The organism is Aeromonas sp. FDAARGOS 1419, assembly GCF_019047045.1.
GTDB lineage: Bacteria > Pseudomonadota > Gammaproteobacteria > Enterobacterales > Aeromonadaceae > Aeromonas > Aeromonas veronii.
Genome location: NZ_CP077209.1, coordinates 3,994,226 through 4,010,000, shown reverse-complemented (window position 1 = coordinate 4,010,000; position 15,775 = coordinate 3,994,226). Strand labels below are relative to the sequence as shown.

The window sequence follows — 15,775 nt, the reverse complement described above, 5'->3', positions numbered from 1 at the left end:
TCGGGGCTCTGTTTGCGGCCGTCGCCATGTTGTTTTGGCTGGGGCAGCTCAACGGTTGGCTAACCTTGCCAGGGATTGCCAACCCGATCTGGTGGCATGGTCATGAGATGCTGTTTGGTTTCGGGGCTGCCATCGTCGCGGGTTTTCTGCTCACCGCGGTGCAGAATTGGACGGCCCATCCCGGTGTTCGAAGCTGGCCATTGGCAATGGTGGCGGGGTTGTGGATGTTGCCAAGGACCTTGTTACCCTTGCTGGGTGAAGAGAATACGCTCCTGATGGTGGCAGACCTGCTCTGGCTGCCGCTGTGCGCCTGGTTCCTTGCCAAGCCTATCTTGATAACCCGGCAATGGCGCAACCTCTTCTTCGTGCCCCTGTTGCTGATACTGACCTTGCTCAATGGTGCCAGCTGGTTATGGCAGACCGATTGGACCACCGTTGAGCACCTATTGATCACCACTGTGCTGTTGTTTACCACCCTGATCGCCGTGATGGGTGGAAGGGTGATTCCGTTCTTCACCGCCCGAGCAACCGGTCAGGAGAAACCCGCACCTCAGCTCTGGCTGGAGCGGGCGGCGCTCGCGACACTGTGGCTTATCTTGCTGTGCTGGCTGCTGCTCCCCACCCAATGGGTCACCAGCATATATATAGTGCCTCTCTATATAGTGGCGGCGAGTTTGCATCTGTGGCGACAACTGCGTTGGCATCTGCCATCGACCGTTGCGCATCCCCTGCTGTGGTCACTCCATCTCGCCTATCTGTTTATCCCTCTTGGCCTGCTCGCCCTTGCGGCACATAGCGCGGGTCTGCCCATCACGTTGTCGATGGCCAGTCACCTGCTCAGCGCAGGCTGTATGGGCACCATGATCCTGGGCATGATTGCGCGAGTCTCCCTCGGCCATAGCGGTCGGGCCTTGCTGATAGGACGCAGGATCACTGGCGCATTCGCCCTGGTCATCGCTGCCGCTACAATGCGGGTGGCGATTCCGCTGTTCTGGCCTGCTTATACCCTGCATGGCTGGAACCTCAGCGCGCTTGCCTGGATCGCTGCCTATGGTCTGTTTGTCTGGGTCTATACCCCGATACTGATCCGCCCCAGAGCAGATGGTCGACCGGGTTGATGACTGCGAAACATGTTCAGGGTGTTGCCATCGGATAGTGGATCAGGTTGTGGAAGATCGCCGGGGCTATGCCGAGATTGCGATAACCGTGGGGACGATCGGCAGCAAAACGCACCGCCTCCCCTTGCTCCAGTGAGCGCCACTCCCCTTCCACCAGCACCTCCATCATGCCGCTGATGACGATGACATGCTCGGTCACTCCCGGCTCATGGGGCTCGGACTCACGCTGGTAACCTGGCAACAGGGTCAGCTCAAGCAACTCGAAACCAAACCGGTTTTCATAAGGGAAGAGCGGTGCCACTTGCATGCCCTCTCCCGCTGGCTGCTGGCGAATGGCATCGACGGTGCGATAGAGCACCTCTGCCTGCGCGGCGGGTGTGGGCTCAATGAAACTGGAAAATGAGACTCGAAAACCGGTGGCTATCTTCCACAGCGTCGCCACCGTCGGGCTAGACTCTCCCCGCTCAATCTGCCCCAGCATCGCCTTGCTGACGCCCGTTTCGCTCGCGGCGGCATCCAAGCTCCAGCCGCGCTCGCTGCGCAACCCCTTCAGTCGAGCAGCCAGATGCTGACTCATCTCTTGCATAACTGCCTCTTTATTACTCTTGCATGATGCAACTTGTGCGCTATAGCGCACATAGATATAGTCAAAGCTGTATTGTACGTAATAACGCACAGCGCGTCACAACGCCAAAAGGAAGTCTCATGCCCTTCGCCCTCCCCCATCTGGTCGCCGGCTTTATCGCCGTGATGGTCGGCTACACCAGCTCCGTCATCCTGATCATCCAAGCCGCCACGGCAGCGGGGGCTGATACTGCCCAAGTTGCCTCCTGGCTCTGGACGCTGGGGATCGGCATGGGGGTGAGCTGCATCGGCCTCTCTCTCTATTACCGCATACCCATACTAACCGCCTGGTCCACACCGGGCGCGGCACTGCTGATCACCACGCTGGGCAACTTCACTCTGGCGGAAGCCATCGGCGCCTTTGTGATCTCGTCCCTGCTGATCACTCTGTGTGGCATCAGCGGCTGGTTCGACCGTTTGATGAAACATATTCCGGCTCCACTGGCCGCCGCCATGCTCGCTGGCGTGCTGCTCAGATTCGGGCTGGATCTGTTCAAGGTCGCCCCGCAAGATCCCTTGCTGCTTGGTACCTTGCTGCTGACTTTCCTGTTGGGGCGTCATCTCTGGCCCCGCTATACCATGGTATTGGTACTGGGAGTAGGGATGCTGACCTGCAGCGTGCGGGGGGATTTGCAACTGGGCACCCTTCACTGGCAACTTGCCAGCCCAATCTGGACATGGCCAGTCTTCTCCCTTGATGCCCTGTTTGGCATCGCACTGCCGCTGTTCATTGTCACCATGACATCGCAAAACATGCCGGGGATTGCCATCTTGCGAGCCCATGGCTATCAGCCTGCCACCTCCTCGCTGATCAGCTGGGCCGGCCTGACCGGCCTGCTGCTCGCCCCTTTTGGCGGCTATGCCTTCAATCTGGCCGCCATCACTGCCGCCATCTGCATGGGCAAAGAGGTCGACTCGGATACCAAGCGCCGCTGGCCAGCTGCGGTATGGGCGGGTTGCTTTTATCTCCTGACCGGCTGCTTCGGCGCAACCGTCACGGCCCTGTTTAGCGCCTTTCCGGCAGCCCTTGTCACCTGCGTCGCTGGTTTGGCCCTGTTAGGCACCATCGGCAGCAGCCTGCACTCGGCCTTGCAACAGGATGAAGCGCGAGAAGCTGCGCTGCTCACCTTTATCATTACCGCGTCCGGGATCAGCCCGCTCGGCATCGCGGCAGCCTGCTGGGGTCTGCTGATTGGTCTGGCTATCTATCAGTTCCAATCATATCGACAAAGGAATCAATTGAACCTCAAACCGTGAACCTCTGCACACTATCCAGATAAAATGATTCACAAGTGAAACTAATTTCCTTCTAGTGGTGCCAGGGCACCAATCTTCCCGGACATGGTGCCCTGTCAGGTTCCATGCAACGGAGTATAAAAATGAAAAATCAGGCTGTCTTGTTACTACTGGCCATACTGGGTGCTACGAGCGTCCAAGCTGCCGATACGGATCGAGAGCTGGCTCGCCAGCTCGCACTTCAGCAGAAAAACCTGCTGCCCCTGCTGAGCAATCAGCAATACCAGAGCCCGCTTCCCAACCTGCTGCAGAAGGCCAGCCCACGGCTTAAACGGCAGGCGAGCGATGCCAACCAGGCGGCCATCAGCCGGCAAGGACTGGATGGCGAGGTCAAGCAACTGATGCAGTTGCGACTGGCCAACACCGATCAGGCCGCCGCACTGCAACAGGGCGTCGAACCGCTGGTCGCCTATGTTCCAAGTGGAGATGAGAAGAGCTGGAGCGCCATTGAAGCGTTCGACAGCGCTGGTAATCCCGTCTATCTGGATGTGGACAAGGCACCGGCCCGGCCGGTTCTGGTCGTCGAAGCCGATCCCGTCAAAGCCAAAAACGCAGGCTTGAAAGTGATGCGCAAGGCGCTGGCCGATGCGGATCTGCAAAGCGCACCGCGAGTGGCGGCCAGCACGGCGCCGCTCAAGACCAGTATCCTGAAAAAGATCAGACTGAAGGATGATCAGGAGCCCTGGCTGCTCGGCGCAGCCGAAGTGTATGCGGTGGTCGCAGGGGTCAATCCCAGTCGGGATGAGCCAGTAGTCGATATTGTCGACATGCCCTACCTCGACTATGACAACACAGACTACACCCCCAACCAGATCCTGGTTTACTGGGATCGCTATCGCTGGGGTGCCGTCGATGTGGTGATGATGGAGCAGGATGACAACGTCAACTACAAGGAGCTGAGCGCCCTGCTGATTGAAGCTCTCAAACTCGGCTTTACTGCGGGTGGCGTGCCGGAAGCACTGCCCTTCCTCGATCTCGGCGGTCGCATCGTCAAGGCACTGCCCGACTCCTGGATGACCAATAACGACGACTATCTGGATACCTTCTACACACTGGAGCAGGATCAGGTCTATCGCCAGTATCCGGGGGCTGCCGGTAATGCGGTTATCAATCTTGAACCAAAAGAGATCGCCCCGACCAGACCTTGATAATCGGCCATAACGAAAAAGCCAATGAGCAACTCATTGGCTTTTTGCTTTTATCGCGGTGACCACAGGTCAACCCTTGGGACGAACCCCCAAGGTATGGCAGATGGCATAGGTCAGCTCGGAGCGGTTCAGGGTATAGAAGTGGAAATCCTTCACTCCTTCCTGACTCAGCACGCGCACCTGATCGATGGCGATGCTCGCCCCCACCAGATTGCGGGTCATCTGATCGTTATCCAGCCCCTCGAAACGCTGATGCATCCAACGCGGGATCTTCACGTTGGTAAAACCGGCAAACTTGGCCAGGGTCTGATAGTTGGAGACCGGCAGGATCCCCGGCACGATTTCAGCATCGATGCCGATAGCGGCGCAGCGATCCCGAAAGCGCAAATACGTTTCCACATCGAAGAAGAACTGAGTGATGGCGCGGTTGGCACCGGCATCAATCTTGCGCTTGAGATTGAGCAGGTCGGATTGCGCACTCTTGGCCTCCGGGTGACCTTCCGGATAGGCGGCAACCGAGATATCGAAGTCCGCCTCTGACTTGAGCAGGGCAACCAGATCGGTGGCATACATATCCGGTTTCTCCAGCCCCTGCGGCAAGTCACCGCGCAGAGCCACGATATGACGAATACCGCTGTTCCAGTAGTCGCGGGCGATGGTGCGCAGCTCGTCGCGGCTGGCATCGATACAGGTCAGGTGCGGCGCCGCAATCAGGCCTGTCCGCTCCTTGATGTCCTTGATCACCTTGTGGGTGCGATCACGGGTACCGGAGTTGGCGCCATAAGTAACAGAGACGAACTTGGGTTCCAGCACTTTCAGCCGTTCGATGGACTGCCAGAGGGTATTCTCCATCCCTTCACTGTTGGGCGGAAAAAACTCGAAACTGACCGATATATCGCCATTCAAATCTGCCAAGCTCTGGTTGAGCGCCTCAACCTGACGTGCACTGTGAAATCCCATCTGCTCTTCTCCCTGTCCTGCAATCCATCTGCCTACGTCAAAACGGATGTTTGGACGTCTAAACGTCTTTATATTTATGAGCAAAACGACACAAAGTCAACAGGGATTTACCTCACATCCGATCTGACGAACTTCATATTTACAAAATTAACGGTACGTAACCGAAAAGTGCCCATCCCAAAATTGCCCCAGTCGAGTTATGATGGGGGCAGATCGTCCTGGACGTTCTGAATCTGCGTGTGATTGTTTGGCCGGAGGTTTCTCCGGCCCCTTTTCATCTATTTCCCACTCCTGCCGATAACAGAATGAGTCTTTGCAGGAGCACCATCATGGATACCCACCCCGGCTTTGCCACCGACTTGCTGTTCGATCGCTATCAGGGCGAGGTTGTTCAGCACGATCAGTTCTGGGCGGTTCGCACGCCGGATGCTCCCGGCTATTACTTCGGCAACTACCTGCTGCTCCCCAACCCACCCAGCGACCATGACAAAGGCTGGCTGGAAGCCACATTTGATCAGCTGATCGGCCAGGATCCTCGAGTGCGCCACCGCACCTTCCAATGGCCACTGGCGGCCGGGCAAAACAGCCGGATCGCCGGTTTTGTCGCAACGGGTTACCAATATATGGAGTGCGTGGTGCTGGCGCTGGATGAACAGAGTTGCCCGCCCCTTCACAGCGACATGAACAAGGTTGAGGCACGCACCTTCACCACTGCTGATTGGCCTGAGTGGCTCGACTTCGAACTCCATGAGCGGGATGAGGGACACTCTGAACAGAGCTATCTCCCCTATCTGCGATCCCGCCAGGCGCTCTATCAGGCCATGATTGCCGATGGTCTCGGGGACTGGTGGGGGATCTGGCAAGAGGGGCAACTGGTCGCCAGCTGTGGTCTCTTCTTTTGCGGCACACTTGGGCGCTTCCAGTTGGTACGCACGCACCATGCGTGGCGCAACCAGGGGTTATGCCGCCAGCTGCTGAGTCAAGTGGCTCGCGCAGGATTGTCTCGCGCCAAACAGCTCATCATAGTGGCTGACGAGCATTACCATGCCCAGCGCATTTACCGCTCTCTGGGGTTTGCCCCGGTTGCCCGCATCGGCAGCCTCTGCCGCTGGCCCCACGAAGCACAATAAAGCGATACCTGCTGGCCGCGAGCCATAAAAAACGGGAGGCTGATGCCTCCCGTTTTTATTGATGCCGATGACCTATTGCTGTGGCTGCTGTGGCGCCTCCAGCTCGTTGGAGAGCGCCTGCTCCACCTCATCCGACGGCGCCGGTAATGGGGCCGCTGATACGGGTTCTGCGGGAGTCACAGCAGGTGACACCACGGCCGATGTTTCACTGGTCGCGGGGGCTGCGGACACCTCAGTCGTCGGCGCTGAAACAGGAGCAGGGGCAACCGCATCACACTGACAATCCGTGCTCTTGGCCTTGTTGCCCTGATGAGGGGCATACCAGCCCCTCAAGCCACCTTCCAGTCGATCTGCGGCAGCCTTGGGCTCCATCTTGCCAAGCAACACAGCCTGACTCACCTCGGCCAGTTCATCCCCCAACTTGGGCGTACCACGGGAGAGGATCTGGGTCGCCACCCGAATGGTCGAGTCACACTGATCACGCCACTCCATCATCTCTTTGGCCGCCGGATTGGTGACATCGAAGAAGTGGTTGGAGAGGGAGAAGAATCCCGGCAACGAGTTGGTATAGAGCTCGGCAAATTGCGGCGTCGTCAGCCACTGCAGGAAAGCCATCGCCCCCTCTTTGTTCTTGCTGGCAGGGTTCATCCCCATACCGATATCGGTGTGATCGGTAAAGAAACAGCCATCACCCTGTTTGGCCACCGGCGGGCGCATGACGCCAAAATCGACCTTGCCGGTGAAGGGGGCAATCTCCCAGGAGCCCGCCACGTAGAAGGCGGCCTTGCCCGAGGTGAACAGCTCGTTGCTGGTCGCATAATCGCGGCTCTCGCCACCTTCACCGAGGTAGGAACGCCAGCGGGCCAGCTCGTCGAACACCTTCACATATTGCGGGTTGTCCAACCGCTCCTGTCCACCAATCAGTGCCAGACGGCCGTCCTCCCCCTTCCAGTAGTTGGGGCCAATGTTCTGGAACCCCAGTTCGGAGGCAACCCAGCTCTCGGAACCGCTCATGGCCAGCGGCACATAGCGACCGTCGGCCTTGATCTTGTCCAGCACAGCGAAGAACTGATCGCGGGTTTGCGGCAAGGTGAGCCCCAACTCACTGAAGATCTTCTTGTTATAGAAGAAGCCATGGATCACCGAGGCCATCGGCACGCAGAAAGTCTGGGCACCGGAATCGGTCTGCCACGGTGACTGGGCAAAACTCGGAAAGTTCTCCATCCCTGCCATTTCGGTCAGTTCTGCCAGATGGCCCGCCTTGAACAGGGCGAGCGAGTCATCAAATGGACGACAGGTAATGAGATCCCCCGCCTTGCCCCCTTTCAGGCTCTCCCACAGGGTGGGCATGTAGTTAACGTTTTGCACCGGATGAAAACTCACCTTGATGCCGGGATGCGCCGCTTCAAACGCCGGGATAATCTTCTGCTCCCACAACGCCTTGTCATCGGTTCGCCAGCTTTCAATCACCAGCTCGCTGGCCATCAGCTGGCCACACAACAGGAGACTCAGGGCTCCAATCCACTTTTTAGACATAAGCCCTCCTAGACCTTGAAATGTGCGATCAATTGCTGCTGTTTGGCGACCAGGTCGGCCAGCACTTCGCTGCTGCTGGCGGATTCGCGCGCCTCCCGCTCAGTCTCGTATGCCACATCGGCAATACCGGCGATATGACGAGCGACCCCCTGACTGACGGAGATCTGCTCCTGAGCGGCATGGGCCACCTGATCCGCCATCGACTTGATGGCCCCCATCCGATCGGCAATGGATTGCAGCGCCACATCCATCTCGCGAGTCTGCTCGACACAGCTCTGGGTCTGCTCCTGGCTACGCCCCATCACTTCAACCACATGCTTGCTGGAGCTTTGCAGGTTCTCAATCATCCCCTGGATCTCTTCGGTCGAAGTCTGGGTGCGATTGGCCAGCGCCCGTACCTCATCGGCCACCACCGCAAAACCGCGACCTGCATCGCCAGCACGGGCCGCTTCGATGGCGGCGTTCAACGCCAGCAGGTTGGTCTGCTCGGCAATGCTGCGGATCACATCGAGAATGCTGCCGATGTTGTTACTGAATTCCCCAAGTTTGTAGGTGATCCCGACCGCCTCTTCCATGGCGCCAGCCAGCTGCTCGGTGATCCGGCGAGTGGTGGCCACTTTCTGGCGACCATTGCGCGCCTCTTCATCGGCCAGATCCACTTCCCGCTTGGTGCCATCGGTAGAGCGGGCCACCTCGGTGGCGCTCACTTCCAGCTCGGTAATGGCGGCGGCCACCTGATCGGTCTGGCTCTTCTGCTCTTGTACCCGGGACATGGCCCGTTCGCTGATCTCGGCGGCGCGGCTCGCCTCATCCACCAGATGACGGGAGCCCGCATTGATTTGAGAGAGTAGTTCACCGGTCTTGCCCGCCAGCGTATCGATGGAGCGAGAGAGGCTGCCAAATTCGCAACTGCTGCGGTAGTTGATGCGGCGGGTCATGTCACCGGCCGCCATGTAATCGAGCTCCTTGTTGATCATCTGCAACGGGCGCTGAATGCTGCGCGCAGTGGTATAGCCGATCACCAGCGCGGCAGCGGCCGACATCGCGGCAACCACCAGGATCCAGAAGCTGGCACTGCTGACCGCCGCATCGGCGTTGATCCGGCTGTCGCTGGCAATGGCCCCGGCGGACTTGCCCATCTCATCGAGCAAATTGAGGCTGTTGACCAGACTGGCATCCAGCTGCTGATTTTGCGTGGCCAGCGACAGCGCCAGTTGCTGAGCCTGACGCATGGTTGCCAGCAAGCCCTGAGCGCCAAGTGCCAGCTCCTGCATCCGATCCAGATTGGAGACAAACCGCGCTTTCACATCATCGGACACCAGCACCCGCTCCAACCGCTTGCGGGCCATCTCGATGTCCTTGCTCAACACCTTTTCCAGCTCGTTCAGGTCGGTTTTGGCATCGGCACGGCGGATATTCTTCAGGTCGCGGGCGATACCCGAGGTAATAAGCTCCGCCTTGTTGCGCATGGAGCGCTTGCTGGCGGTCTGTTGCAGCAGCAGATCCGCCGCCCACTGGTAGGTATCCTCAAGGCGGATAAATTCCATCTCCAGCTTGTGGCGCTGCTCCAGCGCACTGACCCACTGCCGATGCTGGGCCAACACCTGATCCGCCAAGCCATAAAATTGGGTGGTAGCACTCTCGACCTGTTGGAAGCGGGTACGAGCATCCGCTACGTCGGTAAATTTACCCATCTCCTGACTCAGCTGGGTGAAGCGGTTCTGCTGCTCCTTGAACTGATTGGCCAGCTGCGGTAACTGAGCGGCATCTTCACTGGTGCGGTAGACCAGCACCCAGCGGTTACTATCCTGCAGTGCCCCCTTGAGACCTGCGACAGCCACCACCAGCGGGGTTGCCCGGTCAGATACGGCAGAGAGGCCGTCATTTATACCCTTGATTTTAAAGGTACTGATCACACCAAGCAGGATCAGCAACAGCAGCATCAACACGAATCCGGCGATGATCCGCTGCACGATAGATAAGCCCATGGAGACATCCTCACTCATTGGGGGAAGGTAAAGTGAACATAGTCACTATCGGCAGGGGTGGCGAATAACTGAAATAAAGCGGCAGGTATTTAATTGATTTGTATCGGGTTGGATCACAGTCCAGACAAAATCAGCCATACGAAAAAAGCCCGGCACAAGCCGGGCTGAAAGAGACGTACTTTGCTATCTTCCGCGGTCCGTTCAGAACCGCAATCAGAATCATTAGAAGCGGTAGCCAACACCCACCATAAAGGCCATCGGGTCGACCTTGGTATTAATGGTGCCAATCGCAGTATGCACATCGGTATCGATATCCATGATCCAGGCTGAACCGTTGACAAACCAGCGATCAGTGATCGCCATATCGATACCAACTTGTCCGGCAACACCCCAGGAGTCATCGACTTTGACATCGGTTCCTGACAGTGCACCACGACCCTCTTCATCAAAGAAGGTGGTGTAGTTCACGCCAATACCGACATACGGGCGAACCTTGCTTTGAGCATCGCCAAAATAGTACTGACCCATCAGAGTCGGCGGCAAATGCTTGATCTTGGCAACTTCAGCGCCACCCAGTTTGACTGAATGAGAGAAGGGGGTTGCAGCCAGCAATTCGACACCCCAGTTATCAGTAATCATGTAAGAGAGAGTCAATCCCAATTGCATGTTGTCATTAATTTCCAGCTCTACAGGCGTGCTGCTTTCCTGCGGCGATACAAATGCCAAACCACCACGAACCAGAATATCACCAGCCTGATGGGCCATGGCGAAAGGAGAGGTCACTGCAGCGGCAATCATCAGAGGAAGTAATTTTTTCATCACGTAATCCCTTTTTTTGTTTTCATTTGATGCTGTAAGCCCGCTGACTATATGCCCTTGTAAATGCAAAGTTATTGACTTGGAGCAAAGGTTGCACAGAAATAAATCGATTGGTGTGACATCTTTGCGCGCCATCCCAATCTCGTTGAGTCCCCAGACAACAAGCCGAAATACCTGTTTCGACAGGTTGTAACTACCCGCACCCAGCGCCAAAAGGAGCAAATAAACCACACCTTATTGCGCGGCAAAGTGGCTATTAATTGTTGTTAATATGGGCAAATCAGCGTATTTTTTGCGCCATACAAGTTACTGGGAAGTAATGGTTTATTTATGAAAAATGAGTCGAAATGGCAAAAGGTGGGGGCCTTTCTCGCGGCCGTGTGGGGAATCGGATCCTTTCTCTTTATCCTGCTCGGTTTTATTGTCGCCTTGGCCTATCTGGTATTGGTACGGCAGGGTTAATCCGGATTGACAGAGTGCAGCAGGGTGATATCCCCCCCTTCGGCAAGCTGTTCCGGAGTCTGGCCCATTCCCTCCGCAGAGAGGATACCAGCGTAGCCACACCACCGATTTCGCCCGCCGACTTTGGCCTGATACAGCGCCATGTCCGCCAGTTTGAAGCTATGACTCCAGAATGAATCCGGGTACTCCGGGTGCAACGGATAGCGGCAGAACCCCAGCGACACCGTCAACCAGAGTGGCGCATCCTCTCTGCCAAATCGGTGCTGAGCGACACGCTGGCGCAGATATTCGACCCGCAACGCCAACTCTTGCTCGTCATCCACTTGTAGCAGCAACAAGAACTCCTCCCCCCCCAACCGGATGATCGGCTCGCGCTCCCCTGTCACCACCTTGCGCAGCAGATCCGCCAACTGTTTCAGCACCAGATCCCCGATGTCATGGCCAAGGCGGTCATTGATCCGCTTGAAATGATCAAGATCCAGCAGCAATAACAGACAAGGTTTGGCCCAGTTGGCCTGCAACCAACCATCGAGATAGCGACGATTGAAACAACGGGTCAAAGGATCGGTGAATGCAGCCATCTCCATCTGGCTGGATTTTTCCAACAAATCATCGTGTTGCTGACTGACCTTGCTGGCCATCTCCTTGAACTTGCCGCTCAGGGTCGCCATCTCGGCGCTGCTGTCGATATAGGGGATCAAGGTGGCATCTGGTCGATCGCCAAAGCGTTGCAGCGCCGACACCAGCTGCTGCAACGGGGTAAGCACAATGCTATTGAGCCGATACATGGCGATCATGACGCAGATAAAACTGATAAACAGCATGCCGATAAAGGTCCAGAGCGCCCCCTCCATGACGCCACTCAAGATCTTTCTCTCCTCCTCAATCACCAGAGTCAGCACCGGCTGGTTATCGCTGTTGAGCAGTCGCACCTCTCCCCTGAGCCGGGTGAGCCCAAGGTCGATCAGGCGATACGTTATTTGCGGTTTCAGTGGTTTGAAGGTAGCGGTGACATCCAGATTGGTGTGGGAGATCGCCAGTGGCAGCGCGGTACGCTCCGATACTTGCTCGAGGTAGGCCTTGTCGAGCCAACGTACAACCAGCAAGAAACCGTTGAACGGTGCCGACTCGTCACTGTTTCTGATCGGCTGCCACGAGTACATCAGCGGCCCCCACTGGGAAGCACGGATCCCATGCAGATTGATGCCCCCTTGCGCCACCGAGCGCGCCCTTAACTGCTTTTTCAGTTCATCAAGGAAGTAGGGAAACTGGTCCGGATTGATCCCCGGCGCATCGGGTAGCAGGGTGCGCGTCCAGATTTCGTAACCGGCGAGATCCATGAAGCTCATCAGGTTGAGACTAAAATCCCGCATCGGCATATCACTGAACAGGTTGGATTCGATGTACCCCCTGCTTTTGTTGTCCATAAAACGGTGACTGTCATCCCAGATGCCCCAATCCCGACTGAATGCATCCAGAGCTGCCACATCCGCCTGCACCGCCTTGGTCACGCGCAGCAGATGCTCCTTCATTCGCTGCTCTTCAATCCGGCTGGCAGCCGGGATCTGGGCCCACGCCAGCAGGACCAGCAATAGCAGGATCGCCCCCAGCCAGATGGGGAACATGGAGTAAGCCAACTGATGATCAATCGTGCGCGGAGCCTGAGCCATAACCCGATATATCCATTACCATGATGCTGAGATGCCAAGCCTGCCCACACTTGACGAGCGTCCCCCTATGCTCCCGATTTTTATAACAAAAAGGGGCCAAAGGCCCCTCGATTATAACGGCTTATCGCGCCAAAAGTGGCCGCAAAAAACGAGCTGTATGAGACTCTTTATTGGCGCAAATCTCCTCCGGCGTCCCCGTCACCAGAATGCGGCCCCCACCTGCCCCTCCCTCCGGACCCAAATCGACGATCCAGTCGGCAGTTTTTACCACATCAAGATTGTGCTCGATGATGACGATGGTGTTGCCGCGATCCCGCAGCTGGTGCAGCACCTTGAGCAACTGCTGGATGTCGTGGAAATGCAGCCCGGTGGTCGGCTCATCCAGAATGTATAGAGTCTGACCGGTATCCCGCTTGGAGAGCTCGCGCGCCAGCTTGACCCGCTGCGCCTCGCCGCCCGACAGGGTGGTGGCCGACTGGCCAAGGCGGATATAGGAGAGGCCCACATCCATCAGGGTCTGCAGCTTGCGCGCCACCGCCGGCACCGGATCGAAGAACTCGCGGGCATCTTCCACCGTCATCTCGAGGATTTCGTGGATGTTCTTGCCCTTGTACTTCACCTCCAGGGTCTCGCGGTTATAGCGCTTGCCCTTGCAGACATCGCACGGCACGTAGACGTCCGGCAGGAAGTGCATCTCCACCTTGATGACGCCATCCCCTTGACACGCCTCGCAGCGGCCCCCCTTCACGTTGAAAGAGAAACGGCCCGGCTGGTAGCCGCGCGAGCGCGCCTCCTGAGTGCCGGAGAGCAGCTCGCGGATCGGGGTGAACAGGCCGGTGTAGGTGGCCGGGTTGGAGCGCGGGGTACGACCGATGGGACTCTGGTCGATATCCACCACCTTGTCCAGATGCTCCAGTCCTTCCACGCTGCGATAGGGCGCCGGGGTGGATTCGGTGGCCTTGTTAAGCTCGCGGTGAGCGATGCGGAACAGAGTGTCGTTGATCAGGGTCGACTTGCCGGAACCTGAGACGCCGGTGACACAAGTCATCACCCCGATGGGCAGATCCAGATTGACGTTGCGCAGGTTGTTGCCGCTCGCCCCCTTGAGCTTCAGCCACTTGCCGGTAAGCGGAGTCCGCTCGGCGGGAATGGCGATCTGCTTGCGACCGGAGAGGTAGTCACCGGTCAGGGACTCGGGGTTCGCGATGATCTCCTCCGGCGTCCCCTGGGCGACGATGGCACCACCGTGCACGCCAGCCCCCGGACCGATGTCGAGCACATGGTCGGCGAGGCGGATGGCATCCTCATCGTGCTCCACCACGATCACCGTGTTGCCCAGATCACGCAGGTGAGTGAGGGTCTTGAGCAGCCGCTCGTTGTCCCGCTGATGCAGGCCGATTGAAGGCTCGTCGAGTACATACATGACGCCTACCAGACCGGCACCAATCTGGCTTGCCAGCCGGATCCGCTGCGCCTCACCGCCGGAGAGGGTCTCGGCACTGCGCGACAGGCTCAGATAGTTGAGGCCCACGTTCACCAGGAAGCCAAGCCGCTCGACGATCTCTTTCAAGATCTTCTCGGCAATCTGGGCGCGCTGGCCGGTCAGATTCAACCCTTCGAAGAAGGCGAGCGCATCGCCGATGGACTGCTCGGCGATGGCCGGCAGGTTGCGGTTGTCGACGAAGACGTGGCGCGCCTCCTCCCGCAGCCGGCTGCCACCGCAACTGGTACAGGATTTGTTGGCGATGTACTTGGAGAGCTCTTCGCGCACCGAGTTGGACTCGGTTTCCCGGTAGCGTCGCTCCATGTTGTGCAGGATCCCCTCGAACGGGTGCTTGCGCACCACCACATCGCCGCGATCGTTCATGTAGCGGAACTCGATCTCGGTACGACCGGAGCCGCGCAGGATCACCTCCTGGGTCTTGACCGGCAGATCCTCCCACGGCGTCTCCAGATCGAACTTGTAGTGTTCGGAGAGGGATTTCAGCATCTGGAAGTAGTAGAAGCTGCGCTTGTCCCAGCCACGGATGGCGCCATTGGCCAGACTGATGGCCGGATCGCCAATCACCTTGGCCGGATCGAAATATTGCTGCACACCCAGACCATCACAGGTAGGACAGGCACCAGCCGGGTTGTTGAAGGAGAAGATGCGCGGCTCCAGCTCCGACATGGAGTAGCCGCACTCCGGGCAGGCGAAGTTGGCGGAGAAGGTCATGGGGGTGACGCCCTCCTCCCCGTCCATCGGCACTACCAGTACGATGCCGCCGGAGAGGGTCAGCGCCGTCTCGAACGACTCGGCCAAACGCAAGGCAAGGTCATCGCGCACTTTGAAGCGGTCCACCACCACCTCGATGGTGTGCTTCTTGTGCAACTCCAGAGTCGGAGGATCAGAGAGATCGCACACCTCGCCGTCGATGCGGGCACGGATGTAGCCCTGAGCCGCCAGATTCTCCAGCAGCTTGGTGTGTTCCCCCTTGCGATCCCGCACCACCGGGGCCAGCAGCATCAGCTTGCTCCCCTCCGGCTGGGCCAGCACCTGATCCACCATCTGGCTGATGGTCTGGGCGGCGAGCGGAATGGCGTGGGTCGGACAGCGCGGCTCACCGACTCGGGCGAACAGCAGACGCAGGTAGTCGTAGATTTCGGTAATGGTGCCGACGGTCGAGCGCGGGTTATGGGAAGTGGACTTCTGCTCGATGGAGATGGCGGGCGAGAGCCCCTCGATATGGTCGACGTCCGGCTTCTCCATCAGGGAGAGGAACTGGCGGGCATAGGCGGAGAGGGACTCCACATAACGGCGCTGCCCCTCGGCATAGAGGGTATCGAACGCCAGAGAGGATTTGCCCGAACCGGAGAGGCCGGTGACCACGATCAGCTTGTCGCGGGGCAGGGTCAGATTGATGTTCTTGAGGTTGTGGGTGCGAGCACCCCGGACCACGATCTTTTCCATCTTGTTGCACGCTCGATACAGAAACCTGAGCGAGTCAGTATGGCATAGAGACTACTGGATGAATAGACAGTCAT

11 protein-coding genes (1 of these 11 only partly in view) are annotated in these 15,775 nt (G+C 58.0%); 4 read left to right on the top strand and 7 right to left on the bottom strand.

Features of this window, described 5'->3' with window-relative positions; all coding sequences use genetic code 11:
- Window positions 1-1,118, top strand: partial view of an NnrS family protein gene (locus tag I6L49_RS18325; protein ID WP_216950082.1) — the 3' portion only. The gene continues 79 nt to the left of window position 1, outside the view; only the last 1,118 of its 1,197 coding nucleotides appear in the window; its start codon lies beyond the left edge, outside the window; the stop codon is at window positions 1,116-1,118.
- 16 nt (window positions 1,119-1,134) lie between these two features.
- Here the strand turns inward: I6L49_RS18325 and I6L49_RS18320 are convergent, their stop codons facing one another.
- Entirely contained in the window at window positions 1,135-1,704 is a 570-nt protein-coding gene (locus I6L49_RS18320) for a helix-turn-helix domain-containing protein (RefSeq protein ID WP_216950081.1), read from the bottom strand.
- 119 nt (window positions 1,705-1,823) lie between these two features.
- On the opposite strand from I6L49_RS18320, the gene I6L49_RS18315 reads away from it, so the two are divergent.
- Both I6L49_RS18315 and I6L49_RS18310 read left to right on the top strand, forming a co-directional pair.
- Window positions 1,824-2,999 carry a benzoate/H(+) symporter BenE family transporter gene (locus I6L49_RS18315; RefSeq protein ID WP_201905872.1) on the top strand — a complete coding sequence of 392 codons (1,176 nt, stop codon included), beginning with the start codon at window positions 1,824-1,826 and terminating at the stop codon, window positions 2,997-2,999.
- 122 nt (window positions 3,000-3,121) lie between these two features.
- On the top strand, window positions 3,122-4,186 hold the full coding sequence (locus tag I6L49_RS18310; RefSeq protein WP_216950080.1) for a DUF3103 family protein: 1,065 nt from the start codon (window positions 3,122-3,124) through the stop codon (window positions 4,184-4,186).
- A 69-nt stretch (window positions 4,187-4,255) separates the two neighbouring features.
- Here I6L49_RS18310 and metF read toward each other — a convergent pair whose 3' ends face one another.
- On the bottom strand, window positions 4,256-5,146 hold the full coding sequence (gene metF / locus I6L49_RS18305; RefSeq protein ID WP_005340191.1) for a methylenetetrahydrofolate reductase: 891 nt from the start codon (window positions 5,144-5,146) through the stop codon (window positions 4,256-4,258).
- A gap of 329 nt (window positions 5,147-5,475) precedes the next feature.
- Here metF and I6L49_RS18300 point away from each other — a divergent pair, with 329 nt between their 5' ends.
- Window positions 5,476-6,276 (top strand): GNAT family N-acetyltransferase, encoded by an 801-nt coding sequence (locus I6L49_RS18300; RefSeq protein WP_216950079.1) that lies wholly within the window; start codon window positions 5,476-5,478, stop codon window positions 6,274-6,276.
- Window positions 6,277-6,348: 72 nt separating this feature from the next.
- Here I6L49_RS18300 and I6L49_RS18295 read toward each other — a convergent pair whose 3' ends face one another.
- The 5 genes from I6L49_RS18295 to uvrA all read right to left on the bottom strand — a co-directional run bounded on the left by I6L49_RS18295 (window position 6,349) and on the right by uvrA (window position 15,701).
- On the bottom strand, window positions 6,349-7,812 hold the full coding sequence (locus tag I6L49_RS18295; RefSeq protein WP_216950078.1) for an ABC transporter substrate-binding protein: 1,464 nt from the start codon (window positions 7,810-7,812) through the stop codon (window positions 6,349-6,351).
- Between the two features lie 8 nt (window positions 7,813-7,820).
- Window positions 7,821-9,800: a methyl-accepting chemotaxis protein gene (locus tag I6L49_RS18290; protein ID WP_216950077.1), complete on the bottom strand. Its 1,980-nt coding sequence runs from the start codon at window positions 9,798-9,800 to the stop codon at window positions 7,821-7,823.
- A 222-nt stretch (window positions 9,801-10,022) separates the two neighbouring features.
- Window positions 10,023-10,619 carry an OmpW family outer membrane protein gene (locus I6L49_RS18285; RefSeq protein WP_005340187.1) on the bottom strand — a complete coding sequence of 199 codons (597 nt, stop codon included), beginning with the start codon at window positions 10,617-10,619 and terminating at the stop codon, window positions 10,023-10,025.
- A 458-nt stretch (window positions 10,620-11,077) separates the two neighbouring features.
- The gene (locus I6L49_RS18280) at window positions 11,078-12,751 is read right to left on the bottom strand and encodes a diguanylate cyclase (RefSeq protein ID WP_216950076.1); all 1,674 of its coding nucleotides are present in this window, start codon (window positions 12,749-12,751) and stop codon (window positions 11,078-11,080) included.
- A 121-nt stretch (window positions 12,752-12,872) separates the two neighbouring features.
- Window positions 12,873-15,701, bottom strand: coding sequence for an excinuclease ABC subunit UvrA (gene uvrA, locus I6L49_RS18275; protein WP_216950075.1), 2,829 nt, complete (start codon window positions 15,699-15,701; stop codon window positions 12,873-12,875).
- Window positions 15,702-15,775 lie beyond the last annotated feature (74 nt).

Excerpts from the sequence above, each read along its gene's own strand:
- uvrA (WP_216950075.1), bottom strand. The coding sequence starts at position 15,701 with ATGGAAAAGATCGTGGTCCGGGGTGCTCGCACCCACAACCTCAAGAAC.
- I6L49_RS18320 (WP_216950081.1), bottom strand. The coding sequence starts at position 1,704 with ATGCAAGAGATGAGTCAGCATCTGGCTGCTCGACTGAAGGGGTTGCGC.
- I6L49_RS18280 (WP_216950076.1), bottom strand. The coding sequence starts at position 12,751 with ATGGCTCAGGCTCCGCGCACGATTGATCATCAGTTGGCTTACTCCATG.
- I6L49_RS18285 (WP_005340187.1), bottom strand. The coding sequence starts at position 10,619 with ATGAAAAAATTACTTCCTCTGATGATTGCCGCTGCAGTGACCTCTCCT.
- I6L49_RS18290 (WP_216950077.1), bottom strand. The coding sequence starts at position 9,800 with ATGGGCTTATCTATCGTGCAGCGGATCATCGCCGGATTCGTGTTGATG.
- metF (WP_005340191.1), bottom strand. The coding sequence starts at position 5,146 with ATGGGATTTCACAGTGCACGTCAGGTTGAGGCGCTCAACCAGAGCTTG.
- I6L49_RS18310 (WP_216950080.1), top strand. The coding sequence starts at position 3,122 with ATGAAAAATCAGGCTGTCTTGTTACTACTGGCCATACTGGGTGCTACG.
- I6L49_RS18315 (WP_201905872.1), top strand. The coding sequence starts at position 1,824 with ATGCCCTTCGCCCTCCCCCATCTGGTCGCCGGCTTTATCGCCGTGATG.
- I6L49_RS18300 (WP_216950079.1), top strand. The coding sequence starts at position 5,476 with ATGGATACCCACCCCGGCTTTGCCACCGACTTGCTGTTCGATCGCTAT.
- I6L49_RS18295 (WP_216950078.1), bottom strand. The coding sequence starts at position 7,812 with ATGTCTAAAAAGTGGATTGGAGCCCTGAGTCTCCTGTTGTGTGGCCAG.